Here is a 20,547-nt window from a genome sequence, read left to right as displayed (position 1 = left end):
AAGTATGAAAATACTATCAAATAAAAATTTACACCCAAACAATTCCTGTTATTTTTCGCGCGGAATGGGGTATAGCAAGCTTTATTGGTGGAAGAACAGGAGTGTCTGGATTGGAAAAAGGAACTATTTTACTTATTGTGTCTTTGCTTTTACATGTTTTAATAATTGGAACAGGAAGTTATGTTGTTCATAAAATTGGCGGAATCGAATTTGTGAAAACAAAAATGCAAACAACGCCTTCCCCCAAAAGGGATTCTGCATATTATTTTACGAAGAAAAGTGTCTTTGAGCAGTCAACCGCGAGTGATGTGGATAAAGTGTTCATCGGCGACAGCATTACCGATTACGGAGAATTTCAGGAGTACTTCCGTGACGATGTAGTCTTGAATCGAGGAATCCGGAATGATGTGGCAAAAGGTGTGTTGGATCGTATCCAAGAAGTGGTGGACAGGAATCCAAAAGAGGCCTATTTGATGATCGGGGTCAATGATATCCGCTATAAAACAGATGCCAAGAATTACGAAAGCCGTGTCAATGCAATCGTTAATTCTTTTGAAGGGAAGGGAACTCGGCTTTATATTCAATCAATCCTTCCTGTGAATTACGGGCTTTTTGGGAATGAAGTATCGAATGAAAAGATAAATCAATTTAATGCTATATTGCAGCGGATTGCAGAAGAAAACGGAATTGAGTTCATCGATCTACATTCGAGTTTTACAGATAAGAACGGACAGTTGGATAAGAAGTACACAGTTGACGGTCTTCATTTGAATGGAAAGGGATATGAAGTTTGGGTCGAAAAACTTCGTTCTAAATAAATATAACGTGAAAAAAGCTGAACCTTTGTGGAGGTTCAGCTTTTTTTATGTTGGAATTGGTTCCGACTTTTTCTTCGGTTTAAATCCGCCTAACAGAAGTTGGCCGTGCGGCAGTAGTTTATTAATTAAAATAGAAACGATAATCGGGATGAATAACCCGATCGCTGTGAAGCCGATGATGCCATACGTGAAATAATCGTTCAAAATGATATCTGCGAAAATATGCAAATACATAATGGAAAGCGAGTGATGCTCGATTTTTTGTAGCCAGTTAAGTGATATTCGTGCTGTGATGAACTGGAATGCACCTACTAACAGGACTGTAAATGAAAGAGGAATCACCAAATCCAATACAAAATGGTCATACCGTAAAAATTTCATGCTCAGTCGGTAGTCGATGACGTGGAAGCTATCAAGCAGTATGGCGGTCACACTGACGACAATTGCTGCAACCATCCACTTTTTCGAAATGTTCATCCAAAAATCATTCAAATAATATCCGATGGCGAAATAGACGATTGCCATGAGGGCGACGTCAATGTTCCAAATCATCGGTATCGATTGTGCTGCTTCGGACGGTTTCCCTCCGATGACATGCATAGCAATTATACTCTCGAAATGAGCGATGATATAGAAAACACCAAGGATGATGAACTGCTTCGTCCGATTGAAATATTTCGTGAGAAGTAAGAAAAATATATAAGTGAAAAACAATGTCGTCACAAACCAAAAGACCCCGTACGCACCGCGAATGAATCGTCCTCCGATGGCAAGCGTCCATAAGTCATTGAGATACCACGACAAGTCCCGATTTCCTGAACCGATTTCCATCCCATAACGAATCAGCGTAATACTGACGAGGAAAAACAGATACGGGACGATCAATTGCATAAAACGTTTGTGGATTGTCGGTTTCATATCCTTTTTTTCGAAAACCGGCTTAAAAAACAAACCGCTTAATATAAAAAATGCTGGCATATGGAACCAATAAATATATTTCGCGAGTGGAAAATCGAGTTCTCCCGGGTAATGTCCGATGACAACGAGAATCATCAAAAACCCTTTCGTGACATCCACCCACGTTAATCGTGTCTTCTTCATAACTATACACCTCTAACTAAATATGCTGCTATTATATACCCGCTCCTCAAGGTTTCAGCCCTTTGTAACAGCATTGATATAAAAATGTAAAAATGATGGAAAATTACGGTGCCTGTGCAAGATACTATTCTGACTATTAACTACAATTGCATGAAAAAATAGAAGAAGCCAACCATATCAAATGTTTGGTTGGCTTCTACATGCATTTATATAACTATTATTGAATTGTCATAAATGTGTGTTGCACAGGCACCACCTACATAAGCACCACCTACAGAAACCGCAAGCACTTTAGTGCTTAAAGGTTGAGATGAGTTCTTGTAGTTCCTCAGCCATAGTGGAGAGGGTTTTGGCGGATGCGGTGATTTCTTCCATGGAAGCGAGCTGCTCTTCTGTGGAGGCGGCTACTTCTTCGGAGGAAGCGGCATTGCTTTTCGCCATGTTTTCAAGTTCGATGGCTGTGTCATGCACCGCTTGGATAGCGGATTGGACGATTTGTGCCGTTTGGGAAACCTCATCCATTTGTGGTGTGATTTCCTGCGTGCTCGTTAAGATTTGCTGGAACTTTTCAATCGCTTCATTTGAGATGGCCATTCCTTCTTTAACGTCCTCTGTCACTTTTGCCATAATATTGACGGAGCTTTCGGTGTCTTGTTGGATGCCTTGAATGATCGTGAAGATTTCCGTAGCGGACTGCTGCGATTGCTCGGCAAGCTTCCGAACTTCATCTGCGACGACTGCGAATCCTTTTCCGTGTTCACCCGCTCTTGCTGCTTCGATGGCGGCATTCAATGAAAGTAAGTTTGTCTGCTGGGCAATGCCAGTGATGACGGTCAAGATTGTGCCGACTTCTTTTGAACGTTCAGATAAGGAGCTGATCATCCGGTTGGATTCCAATACAGAAGACTGAATGGAGGACATCTGATTCACCGTGTCACTAACCGCTTGTCCGCCGATTTCGGCTTGCGTCATCGTATGGATGGCGAGCTCAGACACTTTTGTTGAACGATCGGCGATGTGTGAAATCCCCTCTGTCACTTCGTTAATGAGCTGCGCATTTTGCTCAACGCTATTCATTTGACTTTCGGCATTGCCAGCCACTTCTTGCACAGCTGAAGCGACATGTTCTGTTGCATACATTGTCTGTTCGGCAATCGCCGTCAATTGTTCGGATGAAGCAGCGACAAATTCCGTATTTTTCTCGATATTTCCGATTAAACGTTTCAAACTATGTTGCATGTCCCGGAATGCTTGCCCCAATTGCCCTATTTCATCTTTTGATCTGACGATGATTTCCTCGGTTAAATCGCCATTGCTTATTGTAATTGCTTTATTTCGCAAATCCTTAATCGGTTTAAGGACGGATCGCATAATGAAATAAACGAGAATGATGCCAACAACTAGCGCAATAATAATGACTACAATCGTCGTCTTCAGAATTGGAGAAGCTGCATCTTTTACTTCCGATTCATAAAGCGTGCCTCCGATTTTCCATCCCGACAGTTCATTTGTCGTGAATGTCATAAATTTTTTGTCGCCTTTAAAGCTATAATCAAAATCTCCACTCGACTGTTTGTACATATTTTGGTAGAAGTCTTCCTCCGCCAACGTTCCTGCTTCACTCGTCGGATGGGAAATGAAATTCATATCACCATCCAACAGCATGGCATAGCCTTCCTCGCCAATTGACACTTGACTAGTTAATTGTTCGATATAATCCAAGGTAATATCGACGCTAATGACAGCGGAATTATCTTTCGTCGTCTTTGAAATTGTGACGACCATTGCGTCTTCGGCAGCATCTTCATACGGTTTTGAAATTTGAACCTCGCCTTTATGTTCCATGGACTGCTTATACCAATCCCGTGTTCGCGGATCATAGGAAGACGTGTCGTTAATAACGGGTTCCTGAATGAAAGTCCCATCCTCTGTACCGACATAAATGCTCAAAATCTCTGGATTCAGTTCTGCGTATTGGGCTAGTTTCCTCCGCAGGTCTTTGCTTTCATTTCCAGCGAACTGTATTTGCTCGCTCAATGATTTAATATCATGAATCTTCGCTGATAAAGTACTTTCGATTGTCGTATTCAACACTTCGATACTATCAGTAGCTTCTCCGATAATTTGGCTTTCCACGGCATTTTTCGCACTTATATAGGATAGTAATCCAATGCTGACCGTGGGAATGATTAAAATTAGCGCAAAAGCTGAAATTAGTTTTGTGCGAATGTTTGTAAACACTTTTTTCTTCCTCTCTGAGAGTCATTCCATCAACTCTTTCTACCTATTTATTTCGGCAAAAATAAATTCAATTTTAATATCAGAAGAAAAGTATTTATTTCCAACTTATTAAATAAAAAGAACTACATATTACAGTATTTAACATTGAAAAATCGCCAATAAAGTTATATTGTAATAAAATACGAAAAGTATAAGCGGCTTTTTGAAATGAAAGCGGATTCAAGAAAAAATTAAAAAAGTAGAGAGGAAGTGTTTTTATGTATGAATTGTATGAGAGATTAATTGACAGTTTTAGTACATGGTTGTATAGCTACATACTTATTATTCTTTTGATAGTTGCTGGACTTTATTTCACCATTCGTACGAAATTTGTCCAATTCCGTCTATTCAAGGAATCCATTAAGCTTGTAGCGGAGCCGAAAGAAGACAAAAATTCGATTTCTGCGTTCGAGGCGTTGATGGTATCGACCGCTTCACGTGTTGGTGTCGGTAATATTGCGGGGGTTTCGACGGCAATCGTGCTCGGCGGGGCCGGTTCCGTTTTTTGGATGTGGGTTATCGCGATCATTGGAGGCGCGTCCGCGTTCATCGAAAGCACGCTCGCACAGATCTATAAAAAGCGTGATAAGGATGGCGGCTCTTTCGGGGGTCCTGCGTATTACATCCAAGCGGCGCTGAAAAGCAGATTTTTAGGAGTCGTATTCGCTGTCGCCCTCATTTTAACGTATATGGGCGGATTCAACATGGTTGCTTCCTTCAACATTGCATCGGCTTTTGAAGGGTATTCATTCTACAATTCATCGACACCGATTATTGTCGGTGCGATTTTAGCGCTTCTGACAGGATTGAGTATTTTCCGGGGTGGAAAAACATTAAGTAAAATTACGAGTATCATCGTTCCGGTCATGGCGATTGCTTATATCGGCGTGGCGCTTATCATGGTAGTTTTGCATTTGAACCTTGTGCCGGGGATGTTCGTTGACATTTTCACACAAGCATTTGACTTCAAATCGGCATTCGGCGGTTTCGCTGGTTCAGTCATCATGTATGGTATTAAACGTGGTCTTTATTCCAATGAGGCGGGTGTCGGTTCTGCACCGAACGCAGCTGCTGCAGCAAGCGTTTCCCATCCTGCGAAGCAAGGTCTCGTCCAAATGCTATCGGTGTTCATCGATACATTATTGATTTGTTCGGCAACGGCATTTATGCTCTTGAGCTCTGGCGTCGTCCCTACTGAAGACATGGCGGGAGTTCCTTACGCACAAGCGGCCCTTTCGTCGACATTCGGAGAATTTGGTGTTTGGTTCATCACGTTTGCATTATTCTGCTTTGCATTCACATCGCTTATCGGAAACTTCTTCTATGCAGAATCGAATCTTAAGTATTTGAATAAAAAAGATGTGGGCAAAACGGGCCTTACACTCTTCAGACTGGCTGCTGTCGTTATCGTCTTTTTCGGCGCACAACTCAATTTCTCGATCGCTTGGAACACTGCCGATGTCTTAATGGGCATTATGGCATTGATTAACATCCCAATCATTCTGATCCTCGGAGGGACGGCATTCAAATGTCTCGACGATTATACGAGACAGAAGAAGGAAGGAAAGAATCCCGAATTCAAGGCGAAGTCGATTGGTCTTAAAGAGAAAACAGATTTTTGGAATTAAGAGGGATCAAATATGTTTCCATTCGTTCGCGTCAATAAAAAACATTTGCTTGAAAATGTCCGCGCTGTCACGGAACTTTGCACAGCAAGGAATATTGCTGTAACCGGGGTTACGAAAGTGTTTGGTGCGGATCCTGAAATTGCGGCTGTATATGTTGAGGGCGGCATTACGAGACTCGGAGATTCACGGGTTGAGAACTTGAAGTTATTGGAAGGGCTGGATGCAGAAAAATGGCTCATCCGCCCGCCGATGATGAGTGAGGTGGAAGATCTCGTCATATACGCGGATGCTTCACTCAATTCGGAGCTTGCGACGATCCAAGCGATCAATGATGCCGCGATTGCAAAAGGAAAGGTCCACAAAGTGATTTTGATGGTGGATCTTGGCGATATCCGCGAAGGATTTACCGATTATGAAGAGCTTATGAATGTTGCGGTGGAAACCGAGGAAATGATAGGCGTCCATTTATATGGAATCGGTGTCAACTTGACATGCTTTTCATTCATCCAATCCGATTCGGAGAAAATGGCGTCGCTTGCGGAGTTGTCCAAAACGATTGGTACAAGGATCGGAAGGGATTTGGAAGTCATCAGCGGGGGGAATTCCGCGACACTGGACTTGATGCTCAAAGGTGGAATTAGCGAAGGTGTCAACAATTTACGCCTCGGCGAATCACTTTTGTTCGGTAAGGAACGCGCCAATTACACGTTTCTGCCGGGAACGTTTAAAGATGTGTTCACTTTGGAATGTGAAATTGTCGAACTGAAAGAGAAGCCATCCGTGCCATGGGGGACAGTCGGAGTCGATTCGTACGGGAATAGTCCGACATTTACAGACAGGGGCATGAGGTTGAAAGCGATTTGCGCTCTTGGAAAACAGGATTTTGACGTCGAAACGTCCACGCCTGTCGATGAAGATATCATTATCCTCGGTGCAAGCTCCGATCATCTCATGCTCGATGTCACCGACAGCAAAACTGCCTACAAAGTCGGCGATGCAGTTGAACTGCAGCTCGGCTACTTCTCTACAATGCGCGCCTTCACCTCCCGCTACGTCAGGAAGGTCTACATGGATTGAGCATGGAATTGAGCAGGTGCCTGTGCAAGACACATTTATGACAATTCTACTTTAGTTATTTTTATACACGAGAGGCCATCCGCAGATTGGTGCGGGTGTCCTCTCGTTTTTTTTATATGCAATTGTAGTGCATAATTTGAATTGTTTGCTGCACAGGCACCGTTTTGATCAGTTTTCACCTTACTATGAAGTCATAAGGGGAAACGTGCTTTTTCTTTTGTTTGACGTAGTCGAACATGTTGTCGAGTCCTTCGACTGGCAATTCATTGATCAAGTCACCTGTTCTTAAGTCATATGTGTCAATTGTGTGCGTTTCGGATGATTCATGATGGCGGAAGAAGTAAAGCTTGCCGTCTTTGAAATACGTTTGCTCGGACATTTTCCTTTGTCCTTGACTTGCCCCAAGCAGGGTGAATGGTATATCGACTTCACCTGTTTTGGAATTGAACGCATGCACTTCTCCGATTCCGTCCACAAAATAAAGGATGCCGTTATGGATGGTGGCGGCGTTCCGAAGGTTATACGGAATGCGGGCGATATAATCTTCGATATCCTTGTAACCGAATAAGGGAAATGTCTTGATTTCCTTTGTTTTTTCGTGGATGCGGTACACATCGCTAGTCAGCTTTTCCGTATCGGCAATTAAAAGATAATAATAGTCGCCTTCTTTAAGGATCGAAGCCAATCCGACCCGTTCGCCAATCGGGCCAAGGGATACGATTTCTTCAAGCTGGACATTTTTTTGAAGGGGCATCTTTTGCAATGAAATGTGGGTTTCGTCACCGATTACCATCAGAAGATTCCCGTTTGCCTTGCCGGACATATGCAAATAATGGGGGATGTGAATTGTTTCGAAGCCGTCCTTATTTCCGAGCCGAATGTTGGATGCATAGCCGCCATCCTCGGTGAAGCCGGAGTTATAGACGCTGTAAAATAGGCCGTCCATATCATTGTAAGCTGTCAACTCACCGGTATGTTCTTTCGAGGGCATTGTGAACGTTTTGGTCCCATTCAAATCGGCCAAGTAGACATGATCGCGGTCCGACAAAAAGAATGTATCCTTTGTTGCAAAAACCGTTCCAAGTTCAAGGCCATTCATTTTCCATAGCTTCGAATTTCCATTCTGATCTACAAAAACCGCAAAGCTGAGGCCATCCCGATTCTTGTCCTGATCCGCAGTTGTAGAGAAATATAGAAGAGCCGCAGTATCCGTCAGCAGATCAGGATCCGAAAGGTCTGTCTCTGATAGGAGCTCTATTGAAGGTAGATGGCTAAAAGCAAAATAGGCAGTCAAGGTAGCGATTACCATCACGATGATACAGGCAATCATCAACTTTTTCTCCAATTCCGAAACCTCCTTAGCTAAGAAAGGAGCTGGCGTCAAACGGACAGCCCCTTCGTAAGAATCAGTTGTGTCTCGGTGTTATTATATTTGGCGAATGAATCTTGTCTGTTTAGCGTCGCGGATATCTCGAGGGTAGACGCCAAAGCCTTTATTTGCGTCCAAATCCAGTCCGCCATACAATAAGTAAGCTGACCAGATAAGTTTGGAGCAGTTTTTCGCACCCATATGTCCCGTGTTGCGGTTGTTCATAAAGTTCAATGAGTACGGCTGTCCAATCTGGGAATACGCCCAGTTTGCCGCATTTCGCTTGACCGTGCTAGTAGTGGAAACAGATTTCACAACAGTCCCTTTTTCTACCATCTTGACGTTGGCTGAAATGCTGCGAACACCGGTAGGAAAAACCGATTCGACAATCGTGTTGCTAGAATAGTATAATCCGACATGACCGTGATTTACGAATGCTGTCGTAGCAGGTGTATAGAAAAAATCACCGCTAGCACTCGGACCGACCACATAGTTTGCAGCCCCGCCGCCTTGAACCTTATCAGTTTGACCGAAATGCTCGATCAACAACTTCGCTATTCCCATGGACAATTGGTTTTGTTTGTCCATTTCCTTATTCATTTGCCCGTTGAACTTCTTCTCGCGCAATGTTGTTGAAAGGACGAGCTCTTCGACGGAAAAAACAGGTTGAATCGTTTCCATTTCATCTTTTTGTTGCTGGACTGCTGAAGCGCGGAGAGGGAACTGAACACCGATAACGAGAATTCCTGCCAATGCAAATGCAATGAATCTTTTCACGTTACTCGCTCCTTTAGGGAAGGCAACTGGCCAGTTTGCCTTCAAAATGTATGTTGTCCAACATACTTAAACTATATCATGGATGATTTAATAGTTAAAATTTTGAGATAATAGTTAACTTGCAAGGAATTATTGTATGGTATTGAATGAAAAGCCGGGAATCTTTTGCGTATATGCAAAGATTAACAAGGCTTGCTAGGTAAATAGGCGGTTATTTTTATGAAATGATAAAAAACTTAATAGAACAAATTGAGGAGTGAATTTTCCCTATAGTGATGGAAGAATCATTTGCCTGTCCACAAAATAAGTACAAAAGAATGAAAATTAGGAATACATAAACTTCTTGTTGTATATAACAAATATGTTACGTACAATGGTGGAAAGGAAGAAAGGGGTGCCCATAATGCACATCGGCAGTCGGATACGGAGGCTGCGAGAAAGCAGAAGTCTTACACAAAAGGACGCAAGCTTCGGAATCATATCCACTTCCCACTATAGCAATATTGAAAGCGGTCGTTTTGAACCATCTAGTGATGTACTCGAATTGCTTGCCGAGCGGCTAGATGTGCCCATTGCCTATTTCCAGCGAGTTCATGAAGATGATGCAGGTCTCCAAAAAATATTGACGGAATATGAGGAGCTGCTATCTTCGGATTTGAAGGGCATTCCGGGTTTTCTAAACAAGCATCGCAGGCAGTTAGCCTATATCTCCTCCATCCATCAGGAAATTCTGTTTCATTTATTGAAATACACCGAATTAGTAAAAGTTGGTCAAATTCTAGAAGCCCAAGCTTATTACTCCTCAGAAATCGCCTATATCCCACAGACATTCTTCGAAAACGCCAGCAGGTTACTTATTGAAAAATATACGTATATATCAGGGTTGTTTTACTATTTTAATAAGGACTACCAGGCAAGTATTTCCCATTTTCAAGACGCTCTCCACTTGACAAGAGTGGAATCCCTTTCTGCGAAAATCAATTACAATATTTCTTTAGCGCTTTATAAGCTATATGATTATGGCACCGCACATGTATACGCGAAGCGTGCGAAGCATCAGTATATACACTTGCATGATTGGGCCAAGTCCGGAGATTGCTATAATCTGATTGCGGCACTCTACCTCGATCAGCATAAAGTGAAAGAAGCGAGACAGTATATTGACAAGGGATTCAGCGTATTGAGGATTCCGATGACAACGACTCATGGATGGCTTTACCATAACTTGGCTTATGTATTGATGGAAGAAAACAATTATGCTCAAGCGTTAAAAACAGTCAATCAATGCATTGAAATGAAAAAACAGTTGAAGTGCACAACTCTTTTCGACTCACAATTGCTGAAATTAAGGATTTTATTCCAACACGGTGATCAATTGGCGTTACGGGAAAGTATGAATAGATTGCAAAGTACGATCGAGAATGATTTAGATCAGGCCAATCTCGATTATTATGAGGGAAAGCTGTACCATGCCTTAGGGGAATATGATCTGTACGAACAAAAAATGAGGAACTGCATCCGCCATCTGCATGCAAATGAAGACTGGAAAAAACTGAAGGATGCAGCCCAGGATATTTCCCTTTACTATGAATCAATTAAAAAATATAAAAATGCATACAAATTCCAGGAGCTTTGCATCGAAGCATACAAGCGGTTAACGATGGAGGTGAAAGGAGGTGTAGAATAGTGAAGAGAAAAGTCATGATGGCCTGCCTCGTACTCGGTTTAGCGGTATTCGCTCCTTTGTTGAATCCGGTAATCGGCAGCGATTACATCACCAATGACCGACCAGAAGTCGGACCGCCACATGGCATGGGGTAAATGAGATAATGATCATTACTTTTACAAGCACGTAAATCAACCCGATGAACGTGCTTTTTTTTGCATGCAAATAGATGGTTGTGCTACGTTTCATAAAACTAATTTCCACACTAAAGCCCTTGTATTCATCTGCAATTCCACCCTCCCACATATGCATTTCTATCGTATTTTTCTAAAAATCAGTCGTAACTAATGGTTTATCGTAATACAGTGACTATAGAAGGCCAATCCCCTGGATTGGCTACCGTAGTCTTGGATGAAGTAATTGACAAATAAACAGGAGGAGAACATTTGACATGTACAAATTGCGGAAATAAGTACGCGAACGGACGGTTTTGTGGGAGTTGTGGCATCAGGTTGACTGAAGAAGCCGACGGTTTTCAAAAACAACTGCCTATTGGAAATGGACAGACAGCTGTGGAGGCCACTGTTGTAAATACGGAGTCAAACGCTCATCTTGAGAATGTGAGTAACTTAACAAAGGAGTATTGGTCCTATTTTCTAGAGCATTTGAAACATCCTTCGCTCAGTCTTACAAAACAGGATGATGAGTTCAAGAATGGCTTTATTTCATTGATACTTTATGCGGTCATCTTTGGCCTCTCGTTTTACACGGTGCTGAAAGGCGCGGCGCTCGAATCGGTAGATGGTTTAGCCTTCATAGACACTGCGGATGGCGGACCATCATTTTCTTCAGTTTTCCTGAACGTCGCGGGATTCATGACAGTTTGCATCGCAATTGTGGCGATCGGACTTTTCATTATTGGAAAGAACTTCGGACCGTCTTATCTATTCAAACAAACTGTCGTATTGTATGGCGCTCATTCATTACCGGCAATCGTCATCGGTGTCGTAGCCCTATTTTTTTTGCTAATAAAATCTTATTGGTACGGCAGTTTCCTGCTGATCGTAAGTGTCGCCTATGTCCTTATATTGTCGCCCGGATATGTTATGAGTGTCCTGTTATCCAAAAAACCAAAAGGAATCGACCCGCTTCACGGTTACGCGGCCTATACAGTCCTAGTCATCATCCTATTCGGCATCCTTTTCAAACTCCTCGCCGACTCCACGGTTATATCATACTTATCCAGTTTAAGAATATTCCTTTAAAATGCAAGAATTGTTTCGGTGCCTGTGTAAGACACATTTATGACAATTCACAGAAATTAATATTCATGCATAAAGAAGTGACGAGATTATTGTTTTTATCATCTTCTTGTTTTTCGAATATACAATTGTAGTGCATTGTCTGAATAGTTTGCTGCACAGGCACCTTAAAAAGAAGAGAGGTGCGGTGAGTGGGTCGGGAAGTATTTATTGTCGATGCGGTTCGGACACCGATTGGAAAGTATAAAGGGCAGTTGAAGTACATCCGTCCCGATGATTTAGGGGCTATTGTTCTGAAAGGATTAGCTGAAAGGAATCCAGAGGTTCCATTGGAGTCCATCGATGATGTTATATTTGGAAATGCGAACGGAGCGGGGGAAGAAAACCGGAATGTTGCGAGAATGTCGCTATTGCTTGCCGGATTTCCGAAAGAGGTTAGCGGGACGACTGTAAACCGACTTTGCGGCTCAAGTTTAGATGCAGTCAGTTTGGCAGCTCGCTCCATATTATCAGGGGAGTGCGAAGCGATTATTGCGGGAGGCGTTGAAAGCATGACGCGGGCCCCTTTCGTAATGAAGAAGCCCGAATCAGAATTTCCTCGTGGTGATTTGAATTTGCACGACACGACAATCGGTTGGCGTTTCATCAATCCTCGAATGGCTAATTTATACGGTACAGATTCAATGCCGCAGACAGCGGAAAATGTTGCGTCGCGTTTTAGCATCACGAGGGAAGAGCAAGATGAATTCGCATATAACAGCCAGCAAAAAGCGAAACAGGCAATGGAGGAAGGCAGATTCGTGGATGAAATTATTCCGGTTGCGTTTACGGATAGGAAGGGAATCGAGAATGTCATAGATCGTGATGAACATCCAAGAGCGGACACTACAGTAGAGAAACTATCGGCATTATCTCCGATTTTCAATGGGGGAACTGTAACGGCTGGGAATTCAACCGGAGTGAACGACGGAGCGGCAGCCTTGTTGCTTGTAAGTGGGAAGTTTGCAAGGGAGTACGGCCTGAAGCCGCTCGTCAAATACATCGGCTCCGCAGCTGCAGGGTTAGATCCATCTGTTATGGGACTCGGGCCGATTTATTCGACAAGAAAACTAATGAAAAAACTGGGCTTACGATCAACCGATTTTAATCTCGTTGAAATTAATGAAGCATTTGCCTCTCAAGCATTGGAGTGTATAAGACAACTCGATTTGGACATGGATAAAGTCAATGTCAACGGCGGAGCCATCGCTTTAGGACATCCACTCGGAGCAAGCGGCGCACGAATTTTAACAACATTGATTCATGAAATGAAAAGAAGGAAAGCCAGGCGGGGATTGGCGACGATGTGCATTGGAGTCGGACAGGGGATATCAGTTGTGGTGGAGGGTGTGGATGATAGATTGGAATAAATGAAGAAAAGGAATGTCTCCAAGTAATGGAGCATTCCTTTTACTCATTTTTCTACTGTGTAAGAAAAAGTTTTTAAAACCTTTGGAACTTGATCAGAGTTATTTGCTGAAACAGTGCCGTTTTGAACTGTCATGCCTAATACAATAACTAGTAAAAGAATTGATGCAATTTTCTTCATTACAATTCCTCCCATTTTTCCTTTTTACTATAAATATAGCCATATCTAATCCCATCTCGATAAAGACTAGATGCTAGCTTATATTTCCTACTATTATAGTACCACTCTGCCAGTGCAATGCAATATTTATGAATGAATCTGAAATCTTTAATTTCCTTAAAATGTTGAATGGCAGCTTCTGCTATTTCTACAGACAATCCATGTTCGCTATGCAATGATTGATAGAAGCGGAAATGATGAAAATAAGAAATTTGATTTTCATCATCTAATTTATGATATAATGCAATTCCTTTTTCGGCCCAATCTCTAACAAGGTTCTCTTCATTCGTTTTTGAATAATCTTCGATTAAAGAGAGAATCGTAATCAACTTTTCAGAAGGATCTATTTTATGGTCAATGCTTTTTTTATAATATTCGATAGCTTGGTTAGTTTTTCCCATAGCACTATTTAAGGTGCCGATATTATGATAGATAATCCCTTTTTCGTTGTGTAAATTAAATTCTTCGCTTATTTGCATCGCTTTTGAATATGCTTCCAGTGCGTCTTGGAATTTATCGCTTCTTTTATAAGAAATTCCGATAAGAATATAGCATTCTAACACTCTACTCATCATTAATTGTTCTCGGAAAAAAATAAGGGCACGTCTAGCATGATCAATCGAGTTAAATGTCTGTCCATCTGACGCATAAAACACAGCAATTATATAATTGAATTCAGCTTTTTCCCATTCACCAAGAGGTAACGACTCCAGTTTATGGAGTATTAACTCATAATAATGTATGGCCATTTTTACGTTGCCAGTATTATAACAGAATAACCCTTTATTTAAGTGAAACAAATAGAGTTGATATACATCAAAGTTATCAATGGATTCTTCCAGTAAATTAATTTCTTGCTTTAGTTTTTCTGAATCAATTCTTACTATCATATTAAATCGAAAAGTAATAAGCGAATAAGTAAAATGTAATGAATCATTTTCAAATAGAGGGACGTTTTGCTCAAGATACTCTAATTTCTCTCTCGTGAAATTTGAATCTCTCGCTGTCATAACTTCACGATAAGACTCCATCAACATCTTCTCAAACTCGCGTTCCGTTTCCTCATCATTTTCCTGCAATTTCCCCGGATCCATTCCTAACCGCTTCATTAGCAGTTCTGTTATGTCCTCACTCGGTTCAATCTGGTTCCGTTCAATTTTAGATAAATAAGAAGGCGTACAAATACCTTTGGCCAGGACAACTTGTTTCATATCTTGCCGAACACGTTCTGCACGTATCAAATGACCTATTTTCAATCGCCGATCCCTCTCTTTATTTATCCTATTCCCATTATAGTATAAAGCACGAATATACAAAATGAGAAACTTTTCTTGAAAAAGTGAAAAAAAACGTCGATTTGAAAAAAAATGTCCCAATCGGTTATACTTCTTTAGGAGGAGCTCCCGTGATATATTGTAGTTAATAGTCCCACGCCATGGAGATTCATCTAAATTAAACAGGACAAAAGGAGTGTGAAGGGGATGACGATAGCAAAAACCGAAGTAGACTGCGATATGGAATTCCTGGACATCGAGATCATGAAGATGAAGATGGAACTCTTACAATTTGTGAAGAAGATGCAATCCAATGGTTTTCTGAAATCAGTTGATTACGATGAATTGACAGATAAGCTTACATCAAAATGATAATTTGGACATAAGGTGGCTGACATTCGGTTGAATGGTGCAGTCACCTTTTTTGATTTTATACGCAAAAACGATCGAAATATGAATAAATGTCCTGAATGATTTTTAAAAAGCTGCTTCGAAGTGAATTTCAACTTCGAAACAGCTTTTTACGAACCTCTCGTCCTTTTTGCTCCGATGACCATAAGACTAACCGCGCTTGTGACATTGAGCAGAACACCTAAGATGAGCAGAATCCACTCAATTGTGTTCGGAAGTGAAAGGGTTAAGGACAAAACAAGTGACATCGAACCGATAATGAGCAACAGCATTAGAAGCGGTATCTTTTTTTGCAATTTAATGCCTCCTTTTGCAATGCAGGCGCACTTTAACACTATTATAACTGCAATATGATTGCAATGGGAATTTGAAAAAAGGCGGCCTCCTGTCGGGCCGCCTTTTTGTATGGTGATGTTCGATTATTTCTTTTCTGGCTCATCGTATTCTTTCAGAGGAACTAGGTCGAAGATGTCGTGGTCTTCGAAGGCATCGACGAGGCGGTCCAGCCATTCAAAGTAGTCGCGGACGTATTTAAGTTTGCTAATATCCATTTCGACGATCTCTTTCAACTCTTCACTGAGGTCGGGATTGTTGTTCAACTGCTCAAGTTCACGCAGTGATTTCCTGACGGCGACGGAATGGAGTGAAATGGATCTGCGCCATTTAATTGAAAATAGATTGATAAAGCTTTGGTACCAATCGTCTTTCACTTGATACAAGTCTTTGCGGACGCCGCGCACCCAAGCGCGTTCGACCAGTTTTAATTCAGCCAGTGCCCTGACGGAAGTGCTCATGCTCGTTTTGCTCATGCCGAGTTCTTCGGTCATGTCGTCTAATGTCATCGGCTCGTCGTGGAAGAACATCGTACCGTACTGTCTACCGGCAGATGCTGTGAGGCCATATAAATGTATATTTTGTGCGATTGTTTCGATAATCCGCTCGCGTGCTTTGTCGAGTGTTTCTTTACCGTCCATAGTGCTTTCCCTCCGCTGTCTCGGGGTGAATTCCCCATCAATAACCTAAGCGTATTATAACCGCAATTCAAGTGTAACGATAAGTTTAAACTTTGTACAGTTTTTACTGTACAAACAATTTAATTTGAAATAACGGTTGTAATGTATATTCTTTATGCATATACTAGTAAACATGAGTTTCCAAAAAAATAGGGAGTGTACACATGGTAGAACTACGAAAGAAAATCGAAGTCGTCAACACGACGAAAATCTTCGGTAAAAATAGCAAGCGTGCAGCGCAGCTGTTGAACGAGGGAAATTCGAAGAGTGAAATCCTCAAATCCACAGGCGCGACAGTAGGCGTGAAGAACGCTTCTTTTGACGTCTATGATGGTGAAATTTTTGTCATTATGGGACTGTCAGGAAGCGGGAAGTCAACATTAGTACGGATGTTGAACCGGTTGATTGATCCGACGATGGGCTCGATCCGCATTGATGGAGAAGACATTGTCGGTATGAATAAAGAACAGCTCCGTGAAGTGAGACGGAAGAAAATCGGGATGGTGTTCCAAAACTTTGCACTTTTCCCGCATAAGACCATTCTCGAGAACACGGAATATGGGCTTGAAATCCAAGGAATTGCAAAACCGGAACGAAAAGCGAAGGCAATCGAGTCGTTGAGGCTTGTCGGTCTTGCTGGCTATGAAGAGCAATATCCGAACCAACTGAGTGGCGGAATGCAGCAGCGGGTCGGTTTGGCGCGTGCGCTTGCCAATGATCCCGATGTGCTGCTCATGGATGAAGCATTCAGTGCACTTGATCCGTTGATTCGTAAAGATATGCAAGATGAGCTTCTTCAGCTTCACCATGACATGGGAAAAACGATCATTTTCATTACCCATGACTTGGACGAGGCACTACGGATAGGGGACCGCATCGCATTGATGAAGGATGGGGATATCGTCCAAATTGGAACGCCTGAAGAGATTCTGATGAACCCTTCGAATAAATATGTAGAACGCTTTGTCGAAGACGTCGACCTTTCGAAAGTGTTGACCGCAGGACATATTATGAAAAAGGCGGATACGGTGCAAATTGACCGGGGTGCCCGAGTTGCATTACGCCTTATGAAAAAGCAAGGAATTTCCTCTATTTACGTTGTCGACAAAGCGAACCGACTTCTCGGTGCCGTGACAGCGCTAGATGCCTCCGATGCAACGGAAACGGGAAAATCTTTGGAAGATGTCCTTATTACTGATATTCCGACGATTTCTCCGGACACTGTCTTAACCGATCTGTTCGATACAGTATCGACGACACAGATTCCGGTAGCTGTCGTAAATGAAGAGAAACATCTGCAAGGCATTATTATTCGTGGTGCACTGATCGGCGCGTTGGCAGGCGACGGCCAGTTTATTAATAGCAGTGGCTCGAGTGAAGTCACGGTTGAATCAGAAGATGAAATGGAGATGGAGGTGAGCAACATTGGATAATCTCTTACCGCGCATACCATTCGCAAGCTGGATCGACAATGGCGTCGATTGGCTTGTCACCCATTTCGGCTCTGTCTTCGATGGCATTTCCTCTTTCCTAAAAGGTATCGTCGAAGGGGCAGTCGATTGGATGGATATGGTGCCGTCCATTGTGCTTGCAATTTTGTTCGCATTGCTCGCCTGGTTTATTTCCACTCGGCGCATTGCAATATTTACGTTAGTCGGGTTACTGTTCATTGATTATCTCGGGTATTGGCATTCGATGCTGCAAATGTTGTCACTTGTCATTACATCCGTTATCATTGCGCTCGTCATCGGTATTCCGCTTGGCATATGGGGTTCACAAAAACCGGCAGTGAAGAAGGTTATTAGTCCGATTTTGGACTTGATGCAGACGATGCCTGCATTCGTATATTTATTACCCGCGATCTTCTTCTTCAATATCGGTGTCGTACCGGGCGTCGTCGCTTCGGTCATCTTCTCAATGCCGCCGACGATCCGGCTTACGATGCTAGGAATCGAGCAAGTGCCGAAAGATTTGATCGAAGCGACCGAAGCATTCGGCTCCACTACGTGGCAAAGACTTTGGAAAGTGCAAATCCCGCTCGCTAAGCCGACGATTATGGCTGGGGTCAACCAAAGCATCATGCTGTCACTTTCCATGGTCGTTATCGCGTCGATGGTCGGTGCACCTGGACTCGGTGAGGAAGTATACAGAGCGGTGACACAATTGAAGACGGGTGTAGGCTTTGAAACGGGTCTATCCATCGTTATCGTCGCCATCATCCTTGACCGGATCACACAGCAAGCAGGCAAGAAAAAACAAGGGGGAACTATTTAATGAAATTGTCGAAGAAAATGTTTGGACTCGGAGCAGCAGCATTACTAGCAGTAGGTTTAGCAGCTTGCGGAAATGATGATAAAGCTGATGATTCATCTACTTCAGGCGGAAGCGGTTCGGCAAGCGTCGGCGAATCCGTCGATTATAAAATTACGGGTATCGACCCGGGCGCTGGCATTATGGAAGCGACCGACAGAGCGATCGCTGATTATGAGCTCGACAAATGGGACGTGACGACAGGATCGGGCGCTGCGATGACAGCAGCGCTGAAAAAGGCGTATGACGCTGAAGATCCGATCATCATTACAGGTTGGACACCACACTGGAAATTTGCGAAGTTTGACTTGAAATACTTAGATGATCCAAAAGGGTCGTACGGCGGGGAAGAGCAAATCCATTCAATCGGTCGTCTTGGCCTTGCAGAAGACTTGCCCGAAGCTCATCAAATACTATCTAACTTCAATTGGTCTGAAGAAGATATGGGTGAAGTAATGGTTGCCATCCAAGAAGGCGAGAAAGAAGAAGCCGCTGCACAAAACTGGATTGATGCCAATCCGGAAAAAGTTGCGGAATGGACGGATGGCGTGGACAAAGTGGATGGCGATAAAATCACACTTGCCTACGTTGCATGGGATAGTGAAATCGCTAGCCATAACGTCGTGAAATTAGTACTTGAAGATATGGGATACAATGTTACATTGACTCAAGTTGAAGCAGGCCCTATGTGGACAGCTGTTGCTGACGGCAGCGCGGATGCAACGCTCGCAGCATGGTTGCCAGTGACGCATGCCACGTATGCGGAAAAGTTCGATGGCAAATTTGAAGACCTCGGAGTCAGCATGGAAGGCGTGAAAATCGGCCTCGTCGTACCACAATATATGGACATCGATTCAATTGAAGATTTAAAGGAATAAAACTAAAGGCAGCTTCCGCTGAGGGAGGCTGCCTTTTTTTCATTTATAGACACGTGGATAGTATTGTTCATTGAACTCTTTAATGCTAGGAAATATGTAGTTCAATTGCCCTTCGTTATATACGAAAGTATGTAAACGCTTACTATTTTGGTCAATATATTTTTGAGGAACAGGAATTAATATGTTTGTTCCATCATTGAAAACTACTTTGGTAAGGTACTTATCTACTTCATATGTTGTAAAGGAACTATTTAAGATCCATACACAATCGATATGATCCGAAGGTTCTGTTTGTAGGACAACTCTCGATTCTGTTAGTTCCTTGAGAATGTTCAAAGGTGTTAGGGGAGAAGAATAAGTACCATGCGTCGTGAAAATCTCCGACAAGCCATTGGATGTTTTCGCCCAACGCAATGCGTTAACAGACCGATGATCATGCAAAAAATGTTTACTAGACATAATATATTCCTCCTTTTGGCATAGATATTTTTCATTATAGCATGATTAATTTGAAAATTATAGTTAAATTGTTACAGTATCTTCTATTTTATTAAAATTAATGTCAAACATTTAAGTTGTAATAGGGCAAATAGTTTATTCACTATTCGAAACAATTGCTTGACCTTGACGTTAACGTCAATGCTATATTCAAAGAAAGACTGAAGGGGTGGTGAAGCTGAAGACGATTACGGAAGTGGCGGAATTATTTGGGGTATCAACACGTACAATTCGGTATTATGAGGAAATTGGACTGCTCTCGCCGAAACGGTCTGATGGAAAACAAAGGCTCTATTCTAATGCTGAGCTTGCAAAGTTAAAGCTCATTTTCCGCGGCAAGCGGTACGGATTTTCGTTGGACGACATCAAGGAGATGGTGTTGTTGTTTGACAAGGATCGTACAGGGCGCAAACAACTTGAAGTGACGATTGAATACGGCAAACGGCGTATCGGGGAAATCGATCGTAAAATCCAGGAGCTGCAGGAAATGAAGGCTGAAATGGAAGAGTTGCTCGGTGAATTCATTGGGAAATTGGATATTTCGAAAGGGGAATGAAG

General features: G+C 42.5%; 21 protein-coding genes. 12 read left to right on the top strand and 9 right to left on the bottom strand.

Annotated features, from left to right (window positions below; all coding sequences use genetic code 11):
* Window positions 1-110 precede the first annotated feature (110 nt).
* Window positions 111-818 (top strand): DUF459 domain-containing protein, encoded by a 708-nt coding sequence (locus ACR65H_RS10105; protein ID WP_440500078.1) that lies wholly within the window; start codon window positions 111-113, stop codon window positions 816-818.
* A gap of 45 nt (window positions 819-863) precedes the next feature.
* Here ACR65H_RS10105 and ACR65H_RS10100 read toward each other — a convergent pair whose 3' ends face one another.
* Both ACR65H_RS10100 and ACR65H_RS10095 read right to left on the bottom strand, forming a co-directional pair.
* Window positions 864-1,919, bottom strand: coding sequence for an acyltransferase family protein (locus tag ACR65H_RS10100; protein ID WP_440500076.1), 1,056 nt, complete (start codon window positions 1,917-1,919; stop codon window positions 864-866).
* 291 nt (window positions 1,920-2,210) lie between these two features.
* Window positions 2,211-4,160: a methyl-accepting chemotaxis protein gene (locus tag ACR65H_RS10095; RefSeq protein WP_440500075.1), complete on the bottom strand. Its 1,950-nt coding sequence runs from the start codon at window positions 4,158-4,160 to the stop codon at window positions 2,211-2,213.
* Window positions 4,161-4,417: 257 nt separating this feature from the next.
* Here ACR65H_RS10095 and ACR65H_RS10090 point away from each other — a divergent pair, with 257 nt between their 5' ends.
* Window positions 4,418-5,827, top strand: coding sequence for an alanine/glycine:cation symporter family protein (locus ACR65H_RS10090; protein WP_440500074.1), 1,410 nt, complete (start codon window positions 4,418-4,420; stop codon window positions 5,825-5,827).
* Window positions 5,828-5,839: 12 nt separating this feature from the next.
* Window positions 5,840-6,904: an alanine/ornithine racemase family PLP-dependent enzyme gene (locus tag ACR65H_RS10085; protein ID WP_440500073.1), complete on the top strand. Its 1,065-nt coding sequence runs from the start codon at window positions 5,840-5,842 to the stop codon at window positions 6,902-6,904.
* A 175-nt stretch (window positions 6,905-7,079) separates the two neighbouring features.
* Here ACR65H_RS10085 and ACR65H_RS10080 read toward each other — a convergent pair whose 3' ends face one another.
* Together ACR65H_RS10080 and ACR65H_RS10075 are read right to left on the bottom strand one after the other, a co-directional pair.
* A complete protein-coding gene (locus ACR65H_RS10080; protein ID WP_440500072.1) occupies window positions 7,080-8,249 on the bottom strand; it encodes a YycP family beta-propeller protein in 1,170 nt (389 codons plus the stop codon).
* Window positions 8,250-8,330: 81 nt separating this feature from the next.
* A complete protein-coding gene (locus tag ACR65H_RS10075) occupies window positions 8,331-9,050 on the bottom strand; it encodes a hypothetical protein (RefSeq protein WP_440500070.1) in 720 nt (239 codons plus the stop codon).
* Between the two features lie 403 nt (window positions 9,051-9,453).
* On the opposite strand from ACR65H_RS10075, the gene ACR65H_RS10070 reads away from it, so the two are divergent.
* The 4 genes from ACR65H_RS10070 (at window position 9,454) to ACR65H_RS10055 (ending at window position 13,387) form a co-directional block, all read left to right on the top strand.
* Window positions 9,454-10,737 carry a helix-turn-helix domain-containing protein gene (locus tag ACR65H_RS10070; RefSeq protein ID WP_440500068.1) on the top strand — a complete coding sequence of 428 codons (1,284 nt, stop codon included), beginning with the start codon at window positions 9,454-9,456 and terminating at the stop codon, window positions 10,735-10,737.
* Complete coding sequence (locus ACR65H_RS10065) at window positions 10,737-10,871, top strand: hypothetical protein (protein ID WP_440500066.1); 135 nt, start codon at window positions 10,737-10,739, stop codon at window positions 10,869-10,871. The genes ACR65H_RS10070 and ACR65H_RS10065 overlap by 1 nt, the downstream gene beginning before the upstream one ends.
* A 291-nt stretch (window positions 10,872-11,162) precedes the next feature.
* Window positions 11,163-11,981: a DUF6574 domain-containing protein gene (locus tag ACR65H_RS10060; RefSeq protein ID WP_440500065.1), complete on the top strand. Its 819-nt coding sequence runs from the start codon at window positions 11,163-11,165 to the stop codon at window positions 11,979-11,981.
* A gap of 188 nt (window positions 11,982-12,169) precedes the next feature.
* Window positions 12,170-13,387: an acetyl-CoA C-acyltransferase gene (locus ACR65H_RS10055; RefSeq protein ID WP_440500064.1), complete on the top strand. Its 1,218-nt coding sequence runs from the start codon at window positions 12,170-12,172 to the stop codon at window positions 13,385-13,387.
* Window positions 13,388-13,431: 44 nt separating this feature from the next.
* Here ACR65H_RS10055 and ACR65H_RS10050 read toward each other — a convergent pair whose 3' ends face one another.
* Both ACR65H_RS10050 and ACR65H_RS10045 read right to left on the bottom strand, forming a co-directional pair.
* Complete coding sequence (locus tag ACR65H_RS10050; RefSeq protein ID WP_440500063.1) at window positions 13,432-13,566, bottom strand: hypothetical protein; 135 nt, start codon at window positions 13,564-13,566, stop codon at window positions 13,432-13,434.
* Window positions 13,566-14,861: a tetratricopeptide repeat protein gene (locus tag ACR65H_RS10045; RefSeq protein WP_440500062.1), complete on the bottom strand. Its 1,296-nt coding sequence runs from the start codon at window positions 14,859-14,861 to the stop codon at window positions 13,566-13,568. The genes ACR65H_RS10050 and ACR65H_RS10045 overlap by 1 nt, the downstream gene beginning before the upstream one ends.
* A gap of 225 nt (window positions 14,862-15,086) precedes the next feature.
* Here ACR65H_RS10045 and ACR65H_RS10040 point away from each other — a divergent pair, with 225 nt between their 5' ends.
* Window positions 15,087-15,251: a hypothetical protein gene (locus ACR65H_RS10040; protein WP_440500061.1), complete on the top strand. Its 165-nt coding sequence runs from the start codon at window positions 15,087-15,089 to the stop codon at window positions 15,249-15,251.
* 149 nt (window positions 15,252-15,400) lie between these two features.
* Here ACR65H_RS10040 and ACR65H_RS10035 read toward each other — a convergent pair whose 3' ends face one another.
* Together ACR65H_RS10035 and ACR65H_RS10030 are read right to left on the bottom strand one after the other, a co-directional pair.
* The gene (locus tag ACR65H_RS10035; protein WP_440500059.1) at window positions 15,401-15,586 is read right to left on the bottom strand and encodes a hypothetical protein; all 186 of its coding nucleotides are present in this window, start codon (window positions 15,584-15,586) and stop codon (window positions 15,401-15,403) included.
* Between the two features lie 123 nt (window positions 15,587-15,709).
* Window positions 15,710-16,264: a GbsR/MarR family transcriptional regulator gene (locus ACR65H_RS10030; protein WP_440500058.1), complete on the bottom strand. Its 555-nt coding sequence runs from the start codon at window positions 16,262-16,264 to the stop codon at window positions 15,710-15,712.
* Window positions 16,265-16,467: 203 nt separating this feature from the next.
* Here ACR65H_RS10030 and ACR65H_RS10025 point away from each other — a divergent pair, with 203 nt between their 5' ends.
* The 3 genes from ACR65H_RS10025 to ACR65H_RS10015 are packed head-to-tail and all read left to right on the top strand — an operon-like array spanning window position 16,468 to window position 19,491.
* Window positions 16,468-17,736 (top strand): quaternary amine ABC transporter ATP-binding protein, encoded by a 1,269-nt coding sequence (locus ACR65H_RS10025; RefSeq protein WP_440500057.1) that lies wholly within the window; start codon window positions 16,468-16,470, stop codon window positions 17,734-17,736.
* Window positions 17,729-18,577: an ABC transporter permease gene (locus tag ACR65H_RS10020; RefSeq protein WP_440500056.1), complete on the top strand. Its 849-nt coding sequence runs from the start codon at window positions 17,729-17,731 to the stop codon at window positions 18,575-18,577. Before ACR65H_RS10025 ends, ACR65H_RS10020 begins: the two co-directional genes overlap by 8 nt.
* Window positions 18,577-19,491: a glycine betaine ABC transporter substrate-binding protein gene (locus ACR65H_RS10015; RefSeq protein WP_440500055.1), complete on the top strand. Its 915-nt coding sequence runs from the start codon at window positions 18,577-18,579 to the stop codon at window positions 19,489-19,491. Before ACR65H_RS10020 ends, ACR65H_RS10015 begins: the two co-directional genes overlap by 1 nt.
* Before the next feature lie 39 nt (window positions 19,492-19,530).
* Here ACR65H_RS10015 and ACR65H_RS10010 read toward each other — a convergent pair whose 3' ends face one another.
* Window positions 19,531-19,950: a hypothetical protein gene (locus ACR65H_RS10010; protein ID WP_440500054.1), complete on the bottom strand. Its 420-nt coding sequence runs from the start codon at window positions 19,948-19,950 to the stop codon at window positions 19,531-19,533.
* Window positions 19,951-20,167: 217 nt separating this feature from the next.
* Between ACR65H_RS10010 and ACR65H_RS10005 the strand changes: the two genes are divergently transcribed.
* The gene (locus ACR65H_RS10005) at window positions 20,168-20,545 is read left to right on the top strand and encodes a MerR family transcriptional regulator (protein WP_440500103.1); all 378 of its coding nucleotides are present in this window, start codon (window positions 20,168-20,170) and stop codon (window positions 20,543-20,545) included.
* Window positions 20,546-20,547: the final 2 nt, after the last annotated feature.

The sequence above is a fragment of the Sporosarcina sp. SAFN-015 genome, assembly GCF_059415085.1.
This window is presented reverse-complemented; position numbering and strand designations above follow the sequence as displayed.

Bases quoted from the DNA above. Each gene is read 5' to 3' on its own strand.
- ACR65H_RS10100 (WP_440500076.1), bottom strand. From the start codon at position 1,919: ATGAAGAAGACACGATTAACGTGGGTGGATGTCACGAAAGGGTTTTTG.
- ACR65H_RS10090 (WP_440500074.1), top strand. From the start codon at position 4,418: ATGTATGAATTGTATGAGAGATTAATTGACAGTTTTAGTACATGGTTG.
- ACR65H_RS10085 (WP_440500073.1), top strand. From the start codon at position 5,840: ATGTTTCCATTCGTTCGCGTCAATAAAAAACATTTGCTTGAAAATGTC.
- ACR65H_RS10070 (WP_440500068.1), top strand. From the start codon at position 9,454: ATGCACATCGGCAGTCGGATACGGAGGCTGCGAGAAAGCAGAAGTCTT.
- ACR65H_RS10050 (WP_440500063.1), bottom strand. From the start codon at position 13,566: ATGAAGAAAATTGCATCAATTCTTTTACTAGTTATTGTATTAGGCATG.
- ACR65H_RS10040 (WP_440500061.1), top strand. From the start codon at position 15,087: ATGACGATAGCAAAAACCGAAGTAGACTGCGATATGGAATTCCTGGAC.
- ACR65H_RS10030 (WP_440500058.1), bottom strand. From the start codon at position 16,264: ATGGACGGTAAAGAAACACTCGACAAAGCACGCGAGCGGATTATCGAA.
- ACR65H_RS10025 (WP_440500057.1), top strand. From the start codon at position 16,468: ATGGTAGAACTACGAAAGAAAATCGAAGTCGTCAACACGACGAAAATC.
- ACR65H_RS10015 (WP_440500055.1), top strand. From the start codon at position 18,577: ATGAAATTGTCGAAGAAAATGTTTGGACTCGGAGCAGCAGCATTACTA.
- ACR65H_RS10010 (WP_440500054.1), bottom strand. From the start codon at position 19,950: ATGTCTAGTAAACATTTTTTGCATGATCATCGGTCTGTTAACGCATTG.